The following is a 17,885-nucleotide window of genomic DNA, read 5'->3' as shown; positions in this document are numbered from 1 at the left end:
TCGCCTCAGTCAGGCCTGCGCGATTGTTCGGCGAGGACGCCAAGCACCATCAGGATCGCCATCCGGTTTTCCGCAGCGATCTCGATACCAAGCGTGTGTTCAATCCATTGCCCGATTCGCGTGTGTGCAAAATCGGTTGCCACGCTGCCCTTTTTCAGCGTAAGCCCGAGCTTGCGCGCGCGGTAGTGATAGGAAGCAATTCCATAGCGCTCTGCAATCTCTGATAGGCCGCCTTTTTCGTCGGAAAGCCATCCAAGGCTGCCGGCGAGTAAGAGGGCGTCCGCCTCGTCGAGTTCGGCTATGAACTGCGCGGCCGCGTTGCGCACTGTGACCTCGTCGAGTCCATGCTCCAGCAGCACCGATTCGACCGGGTCGCCGTCGAGAACGGTCGGCTGATCGAATTCGATGGTCTGATTGCGGTCGTCGAACGAAACGTTGCGCTGATGACTCGCGCTGCGCAAGCAGTCGATCAGGTAGCGACGGAAATAGGCGCAGACCGCACGACCGCTGGACGGTGCGCTGTGTAGCGGAAACCGCTCGCCGTGGCTGCGTATCGTTTCGAGCCGAAGGACCTTGCAGCAGATGAACTGGGAGATCAGTTCTTCCTTATCTTCGCTGAGCGCCTGCAATTCAAACGGGTGATAGGACATCAATGCGTGATGTACCAGCGTGTATATCGACACCATTTCGTCGTGACTGAGGCAGGTACGTCGTTGCCAGAGCTCTGGCAACGTGCCTTCGCCGATGCTTTCCGAGAATGCTGAGCGTTCCATGTGTGCCACCGGTCACCCCGCCACCGAGAGCCTGGCCCGACCTCACGTGTGCAAGGCCATGCTGGATTTACACCCATACCGCGTTTGTTCGACGCACCGCGACGAGCCAGGATTGAAGCACGCAGCCGCGCAGCAGCTTGAATTAGTCTATTAATCGATTCTTACTTGAACAAGACTCGAAAACGATATGTGCATGGACACGCCATACGTTGTTTGTTGTGCGTCGGTCTGACGCTTGAGTCACAGTTTTTCTTAGCGATTTCCCGCTTCGGCTTATTCAAATTTCCCTGGCTCGAACGTTTACCTCTTTGATTGTTTGATCGGCCGACAATCCAGGGTCAGGAGTGCATTTAACGCTGACGCCGTAGGGGCCACTTACGGTCAGGCAGTGGAAGTCCACGGTCCAGCGTGTGATGAACGCTGCACAGTAGAAGTCCGCGCAGGCGCCTTACGTGGACTCCACTTGGGAATGGTGGAGAGCGTCCGCAATCCGCTGGCCCCGAGGTTGCTGTTGTAAGTAATCGACTGACTACTTCGCTAGTGCGGTCGCATTGCTTCGCCACGAAGGGCTTGCGGCTTTTATTTCGTAAATTGCGTGCTATGCTCGTATCGGTTCATGGGCAAGCTTGAGGCGCGCGAGGGCTGTGAGACTGGCTAAATACAACAATTTGCAAAGAATCTGAAATAAGGCTTTCACACCCGAGTATCAGCTTGATGCGTCGAAGGGATGCATGTTGTGCTTGCGACATGTAGAGCGCAAATAATTCGAGACGAATCCGATAGACCATGGCCACGCTTGATGCGGGTGCAATGCTTACGGAAATCTCCCCGGGGAGCCCCTGTGGGGACGACGTCGAATACGACCCGGATTTTCTCGAATTGGAGCGGGTGGTTCTCGGCAAGCCCGATGTTCAGTACGGCAATACTATTGTCGAAGCAGTCCCGCCGGACTGGAAAGCGGCGGAAGCACTTTCACTCAGCCTGCTCTCGAAGAGTCGCGACCTGCGCGTCGCCACCCACCTTTCTCGTGCGCTTCTCAATCGCAGTGGCTTCAGCGGTTTCGCCGACGCGCTATGCCTCATCGAGGGCATGCTGACGCAGCGGTGGGACCACGTTTATCCGCAACTGGACCCCGACGACAACGATCCCACCGCCCGCGTCAACGCGCTGTCGTCCCTAATCGATCAGCTCGGAATGTTGACCAATGTGCGGGATACGCCGATTGCGGCTTCGCGCACCCATGGCGTGGTCACGATGCGCGACATTGAGTATGCGACGGGCGCTGTGTCGGTACCCAATGGCGTCGAAGCGCCCTCGCTATCCTCGATCGACGCGGTCATCGCTGACGCCCGCGACGATGCTGCCGTGACGCTGAACGCGTTGCGAGAGGGGCTTCGCAGCACGGTGGGCATCGAGACAATACTGACCGAACGGGTTGGCGCGGCTCGATCCATTGACTTGTCTCCGCTCAGGCGACTCCTCGAGCAGGCGGCCGATTTTCTTGGTGAACGGATCGGCGCTGAGCCATCGATGGAATCCGCCGGCCAGGAGCACGTCGTCGCGCCCGAGCATGATTCGCCGGCAGCCGCTGTGTCGCCGCCAGGCGAAATCGCGAGCCGGCAGGATGTGATCAGGATGATCGACCGGATCTGTGCTTATTACGAGCGGTGCGAACCCTCCAGTCCGGTGCCGCTTTTACTGATGCGGGCTCGCCGTCTGGTGGACCGAAGTTTCATGGAGATCTTGCAGGACCTCGCACCGGAAGGTCTGGTGCAGGCCCGGCAGGTCAGCGGTATCGACAAGGAGTAGTTGGCGTGGGCGAGCGTTAGCAACGCCGGTCACCTGTCGCGCGCCTCGCGTCGGGTGCGGCACCAATGAGGGGAATTGTCGTGGCCAAGGAAAGCAGCCAGAAATTCATCGCGCGCAATCGGGCCCCGCGCGTGCAGATCGAGTATGACGTCGAGGTTTACGGGTCCGAGAAGAAGGTGCACCTGCCCTTCGTGATGGGCGTGATGGCCGATCTGTCCGGCCAGGCCGCGGATCCGCTTGTACCCGTGGCGGATCGCAAGTTTCTCGAGATCGACGTCGACAACTTCGACGAGCGTCTGAGGTCGATGAAGCCGCGTGTGGCGGTGCAGGTGCCCAATATGCTGACGGGCGAAGGCAATCTCGCCGTCGAGATGATCTTTGAGAGCATGGACGACTTTTCGCCCGCGGCGGTGGCCCGCAAGGTCGAGCCGCTTGCGAAGCTGCTCGAGGCGCGCGGGCAATTGCAGAACCTCATGACCTACATGGACGGCAAGACCGGCGCCGAAGATCTGATCGCGAAATTGCTGAAGGATCCGGCGCTGCTGCAGGCCTTGGCGTCGGCGCCAAAGCCGCAGGATGAGCAGTCCGAGCCGAAGTCGCAGCAATAAGCTTGACTACTTGGGGAGTCTGACCATGGCTGAACCCGGCACAGAGGGGCAAGGGCAAGCGGGCGCACCTGCACTCGAAACAAGCGAGTTTGAGAGCCTGCTGCAGAAGGAATTCAAGCCGAAAGGCGAGAAGGCCAAGGAAGCCGTCGAGACGGCGGTGCGCACGCTGGCCGAGCAGGCGTTGCGCGGTACCGCGGTCATTTCCGACGACGTGCTCGCGACGATCGAATCGCTCATCAAGCAGATCGATACCAAGCTGACTGAGCAGATCAACTTGATCATTCACTCGGAAGAGTTCCAGAAAGTCGAGAGTGCGTGGCGGGGCCTGCACTATCTCGTGAACAACACGGAAACCGACGAGTCGCTGAAGATCAAGGTGATGAATATCTCGAAGAACGAACTGAATAAATCGCTGAAAAAATTCAAAGGCACCGCCTGGGACCAGAGTCCGCTTTTCAAGAAGCTTTACGAGGAGGAGTACGGCCAGTTCGGCGGGGAGCCCTATGGCGCGCTGGTCGCCGACTACTACTTCGACAACAGCGGACCCGACATCGACTTGCTCACGCAGATTTCAAAAATCTGCGCCGCAGCGCACGCGCCTTTCATTGCAGGGGCGGATCCCGCCGTGATGTTGATGGATTCATGGCAGGAACTGGCCAATCCGCGCGATCTGACCAAGATCTTCCAGACGCCCGAGCATGCGGCGTGGCGTTCGCTGCGTGATTCCGAAGATTCACGCTATATCGGTCTTGCGATGCCTCGCTTTCTTGCGCGCGCGCCCTACGGCGCAAAGACCAATCCGGTCGATGAATTCGCGTTCGAAGAAGATACCGCAGGCGCCGACAGCAGCAAGTACGCGTGGTCCAATGCGGCCTATGCGATGGCGACCAACATCAACCGCTCGTTCAAGCTGTATGGCTGGTGCTCGCGGATTCGCGGCATTGAGTCGGGCGGCGCGGTCGAGGGGCTGCCCGTTCACGCTTTCCCGACCGACGACGGCGGGGTGGACATGAAGTGTCCAACCGAAATCGCGATCAGCGATCGCCGCGAAGCGGAGCTCGCCAAGAATGGCTTCATGCCGCTCGTGCACAAGAAGAATTCGGATTTCGCCGCGTTCATTGGCGCGCAATCGCTGCACAAGCCGGCTGAATACGAAGATCCGGACGCCACGGCAAATGCGAACCTCGCCGCGCGTCTGCCGTATCTGTTCGCGTGCAGCCGTTTCGCACACTACTTGAAGTGCATCGTGCGGGACAAGATCGGCAGCTTCAAGGAGAAGGACGACATGCAGCGTTGGCTGCAGAACTGGATTCTGCAATACGTGGACGGCGATCCGGCGCACTCTTCCGAGGAGTCGAAAGCACGCAGGCCGCTGGCCGCTGCCGAAGTGGTGATCGAAGAGGTGGAGGGCAATCCAGGGTACTACACGTCGAAGTTCTTCTTGCGTCCGCACTATCAGCTCGAGGGACTGACCGTGTCCTTGAGGCTCGTGTCGAAGCTTCCGTCCGCCAAGGCAGCATGACGGAAGCGCTTTCATTCACCCTATCCTTTGAACGGAGAAAAACATGGCTGTTGATATGTTTGTGAAATTCACGCCGGAGATCAAGGGCGAATCTCAGGACTCGAAGCACGCCGGTGAAATCGACGTCCTCGCGTGGAGCTGGGGGCTGAGCCAGAGCGGCACGATGCACATGGGAACAGGCGGGGGAGCGGGGAAGGCATCGGTACAGGACATGTCGTTCACCAAATACACCGACAAAGCCAGTCCGCCCCTGATCGGCGCCTGCACGAAAGGCAGTCACTTCGACAAGGTGGAGTTCACCTGCCGCAAGGCGGGGGGAACCGAACCGCTCGAGTACTACATCATGACGCTCGAGGGCGTCCTGATCAGTTCGTACTCGACGGGAGGATCGGGCGGGGAAGAGCGCTTCACCGAAAACCTGACGCTCAATTTCGAGAAGTTCCGTATCGACTACCAGCCGCAGAACGCGAAGGGGGCGAAGGAAGGCGGGGTGGTCGACGTGAAATGGAACATCGTGAAGAACGCTGAAACCTAGAGGGTGACGCTTTGCCACGGCGCGCCTGCGGCGAGCGCGGCGCGGCCCGCGGCACGGCTCGGTTTGACGGAGCGCACCAGCCATGACAGCAGAACAGAGTTTGCGCGATGGCGACCTCGACGAGAGCCTGCGAAAGCTGCAGATTCAGGTTCGTGAAGACCCATCGAAAGCGGCCAATCGTGTGTTCCTCTTCCAGCTGCTGGCGGTGATGGGAGCGTGGGAGCGCGCACTGACGCAGCTCGACGTGGCGGGCGAGCTCGATCCCGCGGCGCTTCCGATGGTGCAGACCTATCGCAGTGCGTTGCAATGCGAGAGCCGGCGAGATGAGGTATTCGCCGGCCGGAGCCACCCGCTTATCCTCGGCCGTCCCACTGCATGGCTGGCATTGCTGGTGGAAAGCTTGCGGCTTGCCGCGAATGGCGATCTCGCCGCGGCGGAGTCGGCTCGCAGGAAGGCGCTCGACGACGCACCGGCCATCTCCGGCACGATCAATGGCGAGCCGTTCCAGTGGCTTGCGGACGCCGACAGTCGACTCGGCCCGACGCTCGAGGTGATTCTCAACGGCCAATACTACTGGGTACCGTTTTCGCGCATCCGGCGCATCGAGATCGAAGCGCCGGTCGATTTGCGCGATCGCGTATGGACGGCGGCGATTTTTACATGGGCCAATGAGGGACAGGCGGTCGGCCTGATTCCAAGCCGCTACGTCGGCACGCTTGCGCAAAGCGACCACGCGTTGTGGCTTGGGCAGCGCACCGAATGGATAGACGCCGGAACGGCGGGCGAGCGTCCGGTCGGCCAGCGCATGCTGACGACGGACGCGAACGATTACGCCTTGCTCGATGTGCGGACGATCGCACTCGAGGCCGACGCGGCATCGGCGGATCAGGATGGTGGCGACGCCATGCCCGGCCATGGCTGACCTGGTGCCCCGCGACCGTCTGCAACCTTCGCTTCTCGATCGGCTGACGGACTTCGAGCCTGAGGTCAAGCAGGAACCTCGCGAGCGGCGGGTGCTGTCGATGCGGGGGCTGCGCCAGAGCGTTCAGCGCGATCTCGCTTGGCTGCTGAACGCCAATGGTCTCGGCTCGGTGCAGGATTTGTCGCACTACCCCGATGTGGCAACGTCAGTCGTCAACTTCGGGTTTCCGGACATCGCGGGCAAGACGGCATCGGGCGTCGACGCGGCGCAACTGGAACGGCTGATACGAGACACGATCTGGGTATACGAACCCAGGATCTTGCGCGATACGGTGCGCGTGAGCTCGGTGCAGCCCGAGGAGACGACGGGACGCCACAACACGATTTCCTTCATCGTGGAGGGAGACTTGTGGGCGCAGCCCTATCCGGAGCGTCTCTACTTCAGGACTGAGCTGGACCTGGAGGGAGGCAATTTCAGGGTGGTTGACCAGAGCGGAACACGCTGAATCCATGAATCCGGACCTCGTCAAATACTACGCTCAGGAACTCCAGCACGTTCGAGAGGTTGGGAGCGAATTCGCCAAGGAGTTTCCGAAGGTCGCCGCGCGTCTCGGGCTCGAAGGTCTCGAGTGCGCCGACCCGTATGTGGAGCGGCTGCTCGAGGGCTTCAGCTTTCTGGCCGCGCGCGTCCAGCTCAAGATCGACGCCGAGTTTCCCCGCTTTACGCAGCATCTCACGGAGCTGGTGTATCCGCACTACCTTGCGCCGACGCCGTCGATGGCCGTCGTGCAACTCCAGCCGGACCTTGCGAATCCGGGCTTGGCCGAGGGGGTCAAGATCGCCCGGGCAAGTGCCTTGCGCAGCGTCCTGGACAAAAGCGGCTCGACGCGCTGCGAGTATCGCACCGCTCACGAACTCACGCTCTGGCCGCTCGAGATCGCCGAAGCGAAATTCTTCACTCACGCCGGTTCGCTCGGCGGCATCGAGCTCGAATCGGTTCCTGGCGTCAAGGCTGGGTTGCGGCTGCGCCTGCGCACTACGGGTGGCGTGAAGGTCAAGCAACTGAAGCTGGATCAGCTGGTGCTCTACCTGCGCGGCGTCGACGCCGTGCCGACCCGCATCTATGAACGCCTGCTGGCTTCGGTGCGTGGCATCGTGGTCTTGCCCGTGAGCCGGCCCGCCGCCTGGCACGTGCAATTGCCGGCAACGGCCCTGAAACCGCTTGGCTACACCGAAGGCGAGGCGCTTTTGCCTGTCAGCAGACAGGCGTTCCAGGGTTACCGGCTATTGCAGGAGTATTTCGCCTTTCCGCAGCGCTTCCTGTTCGTCGGCATCGACGGCTTGCAGCCGGCGCTGCGCCGCTGCGGCGACAACGAAATTGAAGTGATTGTCTTGCTCAACCGCGAAGACCCAATGTTGGAGCAAACGCTTGACGCATCGAATTTCGCACTGCATTGCACGCCGGCAATCAATCTGTTCTCCCGGCGTACCGATCGCATTGCGCTGTCGGTCGAGCAATTCGAATATCAGGTCATCGCAGATCGCACGCGGCCGATGGACTTCGAGGTCTATCAAATCGAGGAAGTGACGGGTTACAGCGCCGGCACGGCCACCGAGCAAAAGTTCGAGCCGTTCTATCACGCACGCGACCTCGGTGCCGGAAATCAGGCCCGCGCGTACTACCAGGTACGCCGCGAAAAGCGTCTCCAGTCATCGCGACAAGAGGAGCGCGGGCATCGCACCAGCTACCTCGGCAGCGAAACATTCATCGCGCTGGTCGACTCGGCGAACGCCCCGTTTCGCGGCGACCTGCGGCAATTGGGACTGAAGGTGCTATGCACGAACCGGGACTTGCCGCTGATGATGTCGACCGGCACCGGCCCGTCCGACTTCACGCTCGATGCAGAAGCGCCGGTCGAGAAAGTGCGCTGCATGAGCGGGCCAAGCCGGCCCTTGCCTTCGTTTGCCCACGGCGCGGTTGCGTGGCGCCTGCTCAGCCACCTGTCGCTGAACTACGCGTCGCTGCTCGATTCGGACCCGCACGAGGGTGCTCGTGCGATGCGCGATCTGCTGAGTCTCTACTGCCCGGCGGACGACGCGGCGGCACAGCGATTGATCGAGGGCTTGCGCTCGATCGACTCGCGTGCGGTCACGCGCCGGCTGCCGGGCAGCGGCCCGATCGTATTCGGCCGCGGCGTGCAGGTGACGCTCATGCTCGACGAAACGGCCTTCGAGGGCGCCGGCGCGTTCTTGCTCGGTGCGGTGCTTGCGCAATACTTTGCGCAATACGTGTCGATCAATTCGTTCGCGGAGACCGTCGTCAAGACGCTCACGCGCGGCGAGATCATGCGATGGCCAGCGAGGACCGGACAATGCCGGACACTCTGACACTCCTGCGCCAGCTCGAGGACGAGGCGTTGCGCTTCGATTTCTTCCAGGCCCTTCGGCTGCTGGAAAATGCTTATCCGGACAAGCCGCGTATCGGCGAGTCATTGCGCCCGCGCGACGATGCCGTGCGTTTTGCGCAGGAGCCGGAACTCGTGTTTCACCCGACGACGCTCGGCGCGTTCACGCCGGCGCGGGATGGGCGCGCGGCGCGGCTTGCCGTCAAGTTCTTCGGATTGCTCGGGCCGCACGGGCCCCTGCCGACCCATATAACCGAGTACGTGCGCGATCGCGCGCGCAACGCCAACGATCCGACGTTTGCCCGTTTTCTCGACATTTTTCATCACCGCATGGTGGCGCTGTTCTACCGGGCGTGGGCCAATGCCCAGCCGGCGGTGAGCCTGGACCGGCCAGGCCGGGACCGTTTCTCCGTCTATGTCGGCAGCCTGTTCGGTCTCGGCGAGTCCGCGCTGCGTGGCCGGGACGCCGTACCCGATTTCGCCAAGCTGCATTTTGCCGGGCTGCTCGCCGGCCCGACGCGCCCCGCCGCGGGACTGAAGCTCGTGCTGTCGCGCTTCTTCTGTCTGCCGGTTCAGATCGAGCAATGGGCCGGACACTGGATGCCGATGCCGGATCGGACACTTTCGCGGCTCGGTGCGCGGGACGGTTCGTGCAGGCTCGGCGTGTCGACCATGCTCGGGGCGCGGGTATGGGATTGCCAGCACAAGTTCCGAATCGTCATCGGGCCGGTCACGATGGCCGACTATGAACGTTTCCTGCCGGGCGGAGCGAGCCTGAGCCGGCTCGTCGACTGGGTGCGCAACTACACGCGGGACGGCCTCGACTGGGACTTGAACCTGCAGCTCAGGCGGGAAGACGTGCCGCGCTTGAAGCTCGGTCGGCACACGCGGCTCGGTTATACGACTTGGCTGCTGCGTGGCGCGGCCGATGGCGATCAGCGTCAGCTGATGCTCACCCCCGCGGATTCGAGCGGGCGTCCTCGCGCGTTCGGCCGGCGCACACACCGCGCGCCATTGACCGAACACGGGATTTCGTCGAAGGACTAGCAAAATGGCCGAGATCAAGCGTGCAGCCTTGTTTGGCAAGCTGAACAGACTGGGGTATCGCGCAATGGAAAGCGCGACCGTCTTTTGCAAATTGCGCGGTAATCCCTATATCGAACTGGTCCATTGGTTTCACCAGATCCTGCAGCTTCAGGATTCGGACTTGCACCGCATCATCAAACATTTCGGCATCGATCCATCGGCGCTGGCGCGCGATCTGACCGACGCGCTGGACCGCTTGCCGCGCGGTTCGACGTCGGTGACCGATATTTCCTCGCAGGTCGAGGAAGCCGTCGAGCGCGGCTGGGTATTCGGCTCGCTGCTGTTCGGCGAGTCGCAGGTCCGCACCGGGCACCTCGTGGTGGGACTGCTGAAGACGCCTTCGTTGCGCAACGGGCTCTACGGTATCTCGCGGCAGTTCGAGCGCGTCAAGCTCGATGCGCTCGCCGACGAGTTCCACAGCTTGCTGCGCGAGTCCCCGGAAGCCGGGATGTCGGCAAGCGACGGCTTCCAGGCCGCAGGCGCAGGTCAGGACGCAGGCGCGCCGGTGGCTCCTGCGGCGATGGGCAAGCAGGAAGCGCTCGCTCGCTTCACGACGGATCTCACGGAACAGGCGCGCCAGGGCAAGCTCGACCCGATCGTCGGACGCGATGACGAAGTTCGCCAAGTGATCGACATCCTGATGCGCCGCCGGCAGAACAACCCCATCCTGACGGGGGAGGCCGGCGTCGGCAAGACCGCCGTGGTCGAGGGCTTCGCACAACGGATCGTGGCCGGGGATGTGCCGCCGCCGCTGCGCAACGTCCAATTGCGCACGCTCGACGTGGGCCTCTTGCAGGCGGGCGCGAGCATGAAAGGCGAGTTCGAGAACCGGCTGCGGCAGGTGATCGAAGAGGTTCAGGCATCGGAGCGGCCGGTCATTCTGTTCATCGACGAGGCGCACACGCTGGTCGGCGCCGGCGGCGCGGCGGGCACCGGCGATGCGGCGAACCTGCTGAAGCCGGCGCTTGCGCGCGGGACGCTGCGCACGGTCGCCGCCACGACTTGGGCCGAATACAAGAAGCATATCGAGAAGGATCCGGCGCTGACCCGGCGCTTCCAGGTCGTGCAGGTGACGGAACCGGACGAGGACAAAGCGATCATGATGATGCGCGGCGTGACCTCGACGATGGAGAAGCATCACAGCGTTCAGGTGCTCGACGAAGCGCTCGAGGCGGCGGTAAGGCTTTCGCATCGCTACATTCCCGCCCGCCAGCTGCCCGACAAGTCGGTGAGCCTGCTCGACACCGCTTGCGCGCGGGTGGCCGTGAGCCAGCACGCCACCCCGCCCTCGGTTGACGACTCGAGAAAGCGGATCGGGGCGCTCGAAACCGAGCTGGAAATCATCGGGCGCGAAACTGCGGTGGGTGTCGACACCCAGGAGCGCGAAACCGCTGCGCTCGCCAAGCTCGCGGCCGAGCGAGAGCGCTTAGGCGCGCTGGAGGCTCGCTGGCAAATCGAGAAGGATCTGGTTCAGCGCATCCTTGATCTGCGCGCGAAGTTGCGCGGCGCGACAGGCAAGGTCGAGGGCGCGGCGGCGGTCGCCGCAGAGCCTGGGGCGGCGGGTACGGCAGGCGGAGAGGGCAGCGAGGCACGGCTTGCCGAACTGCGCGGCCTGCAGGCGCAGCTTGCCGAGCATCAAGGCGAAGATCCGCTGATCCTGCCGACGGTCGACCAGCAGGCTGTTGCGTCGGTCGTGCAGGACTGGACGGGAATTCCCGTGGGCCGCATGGTCAGGAACGAGATCGAGAGCGTGCTCAAGCTCGCAGAGAGCCTGAATCGGCGGATCATCGGACAGCAGCATGCGACGCAGATGATCGCGAAGCGCATCCAGACCTCGCGCGCCGGACTTGACAACCCGAACAAGCCGATCGGCGTCTTCCTGCTCGCGGGCACGTCGGGCGTGGGCAAGACCGAGACGGCGCTCGCCCTGGCGGACGTCCTGTATGGCGGCGAGCAAAACCTCATCACGATCAACATGAGCGAGTACCAAGAAGCGCACACGGTGTCGTCGCTCAAGGGCGCGCCTCCCGGATACGTCGGCTATGGCGAAGGTGGCGTGCTGACGGAAGCGGTGAGGCGCCGCCCATACAGCGTCGTACTGCTCGACGAAGTGGAGAAGGCGCATCCTGACGTGCACGAAATCTTCTTTCAGGTGTTCGACAAGGGCTGGATGGAAGACGGCGAAGGTCGCGTGATCAATTTCAAGAACACGCTGATCCTGCTGACGACCAACGCCGGCACCGATCTGATTACCAGCCTGTGCAAGGATCCGGATCTGATGCCCGAACCGGAGGGCATTGCCCGCGCGTTGCGCGAGCCGTTGCTGAAGGTATTTCCGCCGGCGTTGCTTGGGCGAGTCGTCGTGGTCCCGTACTACCCGCTGTCCGACGAGATGCTGGGCGCCATCATCCGTCTGCAGCTCGGGCGCATCGAGAAGCGCGTCAGGGCCACCTACAGGATTCCGTTTGACTACGATGAAGACGTCGTGAAGCTGATCGCGGCACGTTGCACCGAGCTCGAAAGCGGTGGACGCATGATCGACGCAATCCTGACCAACACCTTGCTGCCGCGCATCAGTACGGAGTTCCTGACGCGGATGATGAACGGCGGTGTCGTATCGAAAGTGCAGGTGGGTGCGAGCAACGGCGAATTTGTCTATACGTTCGATTGAGCGTCGGGCGGCGACGCGTACGCGCGTCCTTGCCCAGCTACATGACAGGGGGCCTTCGAATGCCGCAACAAGTCAGCATGGGTGCCACGCTGCAATGTTCATTCGGCATGGCGCCGTCCAATCTCGTCGTGTTGCCGGTGAACCGCGTAATGGGCGAGGGGCCGCCGGCCGCGAACATCATGGACCACGTGCCGATGGTCAATATCATGCCGTTCGGCAACTGCACTTCGGCCGCCAATCCGACCGTTGCAGCGGCAACGACCGCGGCGAGCGGCGTACTGACGCCGATGCCCTGCATTCCCGCGACGATGTCGCCGTGGGTGACGGGCGCGCCGACGGTGCTGCTCGGCAATCAGCCGTCGCTCGACAATGTGTCGAAGTGCATGTGCAACTGGGGGGGCGTAGTGAGCATCGTGGATCCGGCAACCGTCAAGACGATGATTCCCTGAAATGACCTCGCAAGATCCGAATCGCCATGTGAGCGTCAATTGCGCGCCGGTCGGGCACGATCTGCTGTTTCTGCGGCTTGTCGGTGCAGAAGAACTCGGTCGCCTGAGCGAATTCCACGTCGACCTGTTGAGCACGCGCAATGACATCAAACCCGGCGACCTGCTCGGGCAAGACGTTTCGGTAGCGGTTACGTTGCCCGCAGGCAACGAGCGGCAAATCAACGGGATCGTGACTGCGTTTCGGATGACTGCGCCGGGCGACAAGTCACGCGACCGGATGGCGCGCTATGAAGCCATCGTCCGCCCCCGGCTGTGGCTGCTGACACGCGCGTCGCATAGTCGTTTTTTTTACCAGAAGTCGGTACCCGACATCGTCATGAGCGTCCTGCAGGACTACAGCATCGACGTGAGCAACAAGTGCTCGGCGAGCTATCCGTCGTTCGAGCACTGCGCCCAATACCGCGAAACCGACTTCGACTTCATCAGCCGCTTGATGGAGCATGAGGGCATTTACTACTACTTCGAGCACAAGTCCGGCAAGCATACGCTGGTGCTGACCGATTCCGGCGACGTGCACGTACCGATCGACCACTACGGCTCGATACCGTACGACGCCTGGTATCAGCCATCGAATGAGAAGGAGTGCGTGTATCAGTGGACATCGGGTGCGGAATTGCAGACCGGGAAATATGAAGTCAACGACTACGACTTCGAAAAGCCGTCGTCGAGCAATCAGCAGGGGTTGCTGTCGCGGGCCGCGCGGCCGCAGGTCTACGATGTGCCGGTCTATACGATGCAGGAGCACCTGAGCGGTCACCTGGAGTCGACCGATGGCGATCGATATGCAAGGGTCGGCGTCGAAATCCGCGCGGCCCGCAACGACAGCATTTTCGGACGATCCAGCGCACGCGGCATTTGGCCGGGCGGCCTGTTCAAGCTGACCGGCCACCCATGCGAGGGGCAGAATCACGACTATCTTGTTGTAAGCACCCGCTACGAAATCAACTCCGACACCTATGTGTCGACGCTTGCGGATCACGCAGCGCTGCCGTTTTTCGACTGCAGCTTTACGGTGTTGCGCAAGGAAAACCACTATCGCTCGGAACGCATCACGCCACGACCGGCGGTGGGCGGTCTGCAGACGGCTGTCGTCGTCGGACACGACGGCGAGGAAATCCTGACGGACAAATACGGCAGGATCAAAGTGCAGTTTCACTGGGAGCAATTTTCGCCTCCCGGCAACGAATCGGAAAGACTGGCGCGCTGCTGGGTACGGGTTTCGCAAAACTGGTCGGGCAAGCGCTGGGGCACGTTTTTCGTGCCGCGCGTAGGGCAAGAGGTCCTCGTCGAATTCATCGAGGGCGACCCGGATCGGCCGCTCATCACCGGATGCGTGTACAACGCGAATACGATGCCGCCTTACACCCTGCCGGCGAATGCTGCGCTGTCGACGCTGAGGAGCAATTCCACAACCGGCGGAGACGGCTTCAACGAACTGCGCTTCAATGACTCAAAAGGCGACGAGCAACTGTTCTTCCACGCCGAAAAAGATCATGAAACGTGGATCAAGAACGATATGTTGGCGAACGTCGGCAACGACCGCCACCTGAAAGTCACGGCCAACGAGTACATGGCTGTGAGCGGAACGCGGCACGATTCGGTGCAGGGAGATCAGAACGCGCAGGTCGGCGGCACCGCGTCGCTGACGGTCGGACAGAAGGTGCAGGAAAAGGTTGGCACGGACTACGCGGTCGATGCGGGGATGAACGTCCATATCAAGGCGGGCATGAACATCGTGATCGAAGCGGGCATGAGTATTACGCTAAAGGCAGGGGGGGCATTCGTGGTGATCGGCCCGGCGAGCGTCGCGGTCTCGGGCGAGCCGATTCTGCTGAATTCGGGCGGCTCGGCGGGCTCGGGCGACGGTTCGTCGCCCACTGGGCCGACGGCGCCGAAGGACGCCGACGATGGCACCAAAAAACTAAAATAAGGTGTCGCACTTAATCTGACAGGGTGCGGGCATGCAACCGAATCATCCGATCCTTTCGCTGCGCGTTGCGAGGTTCAACGAAGAACCTGTCGCCGAGCCCATGACGATCGAGTTTGGACCTGCGGGCGGCACGATTGGCCGGGCGACGGATTGCACGCTGGTGCTGCCCGATCAGCAGCGTGCCATTTCCCGCGTGCATGCGCGCATCGAGTATCGAGGCGGCGAGTACCTGCTTTGCGACCTCGGCAGCAATCCTAGCGTGCTGAATCAACGCGCGATCGGCGGCACGCGCGAAGCGCGCCTCACGCATGGAGACAGCCTGCTGATCGGTACGTATCTGCTCGAAGTCTCGATTGCCGAGCGTGGGCCAGGGCAAGCAGGCGTGCCGGGCGCACGTGATCCGCTCGCTTCCGCGAAGGTGCTCGGGGGGACACCGTTTGGGCAGGAACCGGATTCCCCCTTAGGTGTCCTGGGACTCGATCCGCTCGGTCAGCCCGGCTTGGGCGCGCCGCCGCCAATTTCCTCGCAGCCGGGCTTTGCCGGATCGCAGAGCGACCACGTGTCACCCGAGTGGCAAGCTTTTTCCGCACCGGAGCCGGCACCGGCACCGGCGGCTGCGCGGCAGGCCGGGGGCGTGCCGGGGACGTCCGGGATTTCGGCAGGCGGCATACCCGCTGAGTACGATCCGCTCTCGGACGCGTTGACACAATGGGAGGCGCCGGCAGGAGCGGGGCAGGATCCGTTAGCGCAGGCAGTGGCGCAAGGCGGGACAGCGGTTTCACCGCTTTTTGCACCGCCTCCCGGCAACCCGGCGGCCGTCACGCCGCCGCCGGGGGGGCCCACCGGGTTGTCGGCGAGCTTGCTTGAGCCCTCCGCCACAGGGGGCAGTGCCACGCCGTTCGACGACCTGCTCGCGGAGGTGCCCGCTTCGGCCCCGGCGCCCTCGTCGCCCGATGCACCGGGGGAGTCGCCATTCGCTATGGTCACAGGCAACCCGGTTCTCGTGCCGGCGCAGGCACCTGCGCAGTTCGAAAACCGTGCGTCAAACCCGGCAAGCGTCCCCGCAGGCGAGTCAGCGCCTGCTTCGGTCGGCGCCTCGAGTTCGGCCGGCGCGCCGGCTGCGGCTTCCGAAAGCGCGACGATGACAGCGCTCCTGGAGGGTCTCGGCCTTGACCCGGCGCGAGCGCCCAACCTGCCGGCGCCCGCGTTCGCCCATTTGATCGGCGTGATGTTGCGGATCGGGCTGCGCGGCACGATGACAGTATTGCGCTCGCGCTCGATGACCAAGCGGGAGGCACGGCTTGATACCACGCTGATCGTGGCGCGCGACAACAATCCCCTCAAGTTTTTCCCGGACGTGGATAGCGCGCTGGTGCAGATGCTGACAGGTCGCGGTACGGGCTATCTGCCGCCCGCCGAAGCGATCGAACGTGCGTTTGGCGACATCGAGGCGCATGAACTGGCGATGCTGGCCGGCATGCGCGCCGCACTTGCCGCGGTGCTCGGGCGTTTCGATCCCGCATCGATCGAGGCACAGTTGAAAGAGCAGGGGGTGTTGGACAAGGTCCTCTCAAACCGCAAGGCGAGGCTGTGGGACCGTTTCGTAGAACTGCAGGCCGGCATCGCACGGGAAGCCGACGACGATTTCCAGAAACTCTACGGCAAGGCATTCAGCGACGCCTACGAAGCGCAGATCGAAGCGCTTCGTAGTGCACGCGAGGCCGGCGACCCATGCGCCGCGGAAAAAAAGTCAACCACTTCATAACGAGACCAACGTGTCCTGGAATAGCAAAGTCATCTGGTCGGAGGGGATGTTTCTGCAGCCGCAGCACTTGCAGCAACACGACCGTTATCTGCAGACGCAGCTGGAGACGCGCGCCTCGGGCCTGCGTCCGTACAGCTGGGGCTTCGCCTCGCTCGAGCTCGACGAGCAGTTGCTCAAGCTGGGCAAAGTCGCGCTGGCGTCGTGCTCGGGGGTGTTTCCCGACGGCACGCCTTTCAACCTTCCCGCTGACGACGATCTGCCGCTGCCGCTCGATGTTCCGGAAGGCACCCGCAACACACTCGTCACGCTCGCCTTGCCGGTCCGCCGACCGGGGATCGCGGAGACCGAGAACGAGGAAACGGGAGAGACCTTTGCCCGCCATCGCGTTGGCGAACTCGATGTCAGCGACAGCAATGATCCGAACGGGGGGGCCGCGTTGCTGCAGATCGGCAAGCTACGTGTGCGGCTCGCGCTCGAAGCAGACGTCGCGAACGCCTACACCGTGCTCGGGGTCGGGCGCGTGACCGAACGCTTGCCCGATAACCGCGTCGTGCTGGAAAGCGACTATAGTCCGCCGTGCCTCGACTACCGTGTCGCGAAACGTCTCGCCGCGTTTGTCGACGATCTGGTTGGCCTGCTGCACCAGCGCGGCGAGGCGCTGGCCATGCGCCTCGCACAGCCGGGCGTGACGGGGGTTGCCGAAGTGGCCGATTTCCTGCTGCTCGAATTGATCAATCGCCACGAGCCGCTCGCCGCACATTTGTCGACCATGACCGGCCTGCATCCGGAAGCGCTGTATCGAGTCGTCGTGCAACTGGCGGGTGAACTCGCGACCTTCAGCCAGGCATCCAAACGTCCGCAGGCCTATCCCCTGTACGAGCACAAACGGCTGAAGGAGACCTTTGCGCCGGTCATCGACGATCTGCGTGCGTCTCTCAGCATGGTGATGGATCCGCATGCGGTGCCGATTCCGCTCGAGGAGCGCAAGTTCGGCGTGCGTGTGGCGATCGTGCCGGACAAGAACCTGTTTGCAACGGCGACCTTCGTGCTCGCAGTGCGCGCGCAACTGCCTGCGGAGTCAATCCTGACCGGCTTCGCGCCGCAGGTGAAGATCGGTCCGATCGAGCGCATCCGCGATCTTGTCAATCTGCAATTGCCGGGCATCGGACTGCGCGCGCTGCCGGTCGCCCCCCGGCAATTGCCATTTCATGCAGGTTTTACGTATTTCGAACTCGACCGCGGCAACGAGCTGTGGAAGCAGTTTGCCCAGTCAGCGGGAATGGCGCTGCACGTGGCGGGCGACTTCCCAGGGCTCGCAATGGAGTTCTGGGCGATCCGCCGCTGACGGGCT

14 protein-coding genes are annotated in these 17,885 nt (G+C 62.6%); 13 read left to right on the top strand and 1 reads right to left on the bottom strand.

Annotated elements, in window-relative coordinates:
* Positions 1-5: 5 nt before the first annotated feature.
* Positions 6-773, bottom strand: coding sequence for a hypothetical protein (locus tag J3489_RS18340; RefSeq protein WP_207000339.1), 768 nt, complete (start codon positions 771-773; stop codon positions 6-8).
* Between the two features lie 786 nt (positions 774-1,559).
* Here J3489_RS18340 and tssA point away from each other — a divergent pair.
* From tssA to tssK, 13 genes are all read left to right on the top strand, one after another.
* Positions 1,560-2,582: a type VI secretion system protein TssA gene (tssA, locus tag J3489_RS18335; protein WP_207000337.1), complete on the top strand. Its 1,023-nt coding sequence runs from the start codon at positions 1,560-1,562 to the stop codon at positions 2,580-2,582.
* 80 nt (positions 2,583-2,662) lie between these two features.
* Positions 2,663-3,190 (top strand): type VI secretion system contractile sheath small subunit, encoded by a 528-nt coding sequence (tssB, locus tag J3489_RS18330; protein ID WP_207000335.1) that lies wholly within the window; start codon positions 2,663-2,665, stop codon positions 3,188-3,190.
* A gap of 25 nt (positions 3,191-3,215) precedes the next feature.
* Positions 3,216-4,712 (top strand): type VI secretion system contractile sheath large subunit, encoded by a 1,497-nt coding sequence (tssC, locus tag J3489_RS18325; RefSeq protein WP_207000333.1) that lies wholly within the window; start codon positions 3,216-3,218, stop codon positions 4,710-4,712.
* A gap of 43 nt (positions 4,713-4,755) precedes the next feature.
* Entirely contained in the window at positions 4,756-5,247 is a 492-nt protein-coding gene (locus J3489_RS18320) for an Hcp family type VI secretion system effector (RefSeq protein ID WP_207000331.1), read from the top strand.
* Positions 5,248-5,329: 82 nt separating this feature from the next.
* A complete protein-coding gene (locus J3489_RS18315) occupies positions 5,330-6,169 on the top strand; it encodes a type VI secretion system accessory protein TagJ (RefSeq protein ID WP_207000329.1) in 840 nt (279 codons plus the stop codon).
* Complete coding sequence (tssE, locus tag J3489_RS18310; RefSeq protein WP_207000327.1) at positions 6,162-6,674, top strand: type VI secretion system baseplate subunit TssE; 513 nt, start codon at positions 6,162-6,164, stop codon at positions 6,672-6,674. The genes J3489_RS18315 and tssE overlap by 8 nt, the downstream gene beginning before the upstream one ends.
* A gap of 4 nt (positions 6,675-6,678) precedes the next feature.
* The gene (gene tssF / locus J3489_RS18305; RefSeq protein ID WP_207000326.1) at positions 6,679-8,556 is read left to right on the top strand and encodes a type VI secretion system baseplate subunit TssF; all 1,878 of its coding nucleotides are present in this window, start codon (positions 6,679-6,681) and stop codon (positions 8,554-8,556) included.
* On the top strand, positions 8,541-9,620 hold the full coding sequence (gene tssG, locus J3489_RS18300; protein ID WP_207000324.1) for a type VI secretion system baseplate subunit TssG: 1,080 nt from the start codon (positions 8,541-8,543) through the stop codon (positions 9,618-9,620). Before tssF ends, tssG begins: the two co-directional genes overlap by 16 nt.
* 4 nt (positions 9,621-9,624) lie before the next feature.
* Positions 9,625-12,330 (top strand): type VI secretion system ATPase TssH, encoded by a 2,706-nt coding sequence (gene tssH, locus J3489_RS18295; protein ID WP_207000322.1) that lies wholly within the window; start codon positions 9,625-9,627, stop codon positions 12,328-12,330.
* A 59-nt stretch (positions 12,331-12,389) separates the two neighbouring features.
* On the top strand, positions 12,390-12,779 hold the full coding sequence (locus J3489_RS18290; RefSeq protein ID WP_207000319.1) for a DUF4280 domain-containing protein: 390 nt from the start codon (positions 12,390-12,392) through the stop codon (positions 12,777-12,779).
* A 1-nt stretch (position 12,780) separates the two neighbouring features.
* Positions 12,781-14,769, top strand: a complete 1,989-nt coding sequence (locus J3489_RS18285) for a type VI secretion system Vgr family protein (protein ID WP_207000317.1) — start codon at positions 12,781-12,783, stop codon at positions 14,767-14,769.
* A gap of 31 nt (positions 14,770-14,800) precedes the next feature.
* Entirely contained in the window at positions 14,801-16,534 is a 1,734-nt protein-coding gene (gene tagH, locus J3489_RS18280) for a type VI secretion system-associated FHA domain protein TagH (protein ID WP_207000315.1), read from the top strand.
* 10 nt (positions 16,535-16,544) lie between these two features.
* Positions 16,545-17,879, top strand: coding sequence for a type VI secretion system baseplate subunit TssK (gene tssK, locus J3489_RS18275; protein ID WP_207000314.1), 1,335 nt, complete (start codon positions 16,545-16,547; stop codon positions 17,877-17,879).
* Positions 17,880-17,885 lie beyond the last annotated feature (6 nt).

The organism is Trinickia mobilis (assembly GCF_017315705.1).
Taxonomy (GTDB): domain Bacteria; phylum Pseudomonadota; class Gammaproteobacteria; order Burkholderiales; family Burkholderiaceae; genus Trinickia_A; species Trinickia_A mobilis.
Note: the sequence above shows the minus strand (reverse complement) of the source record. Positions and strands in the feature narration are given on the sequence as shown.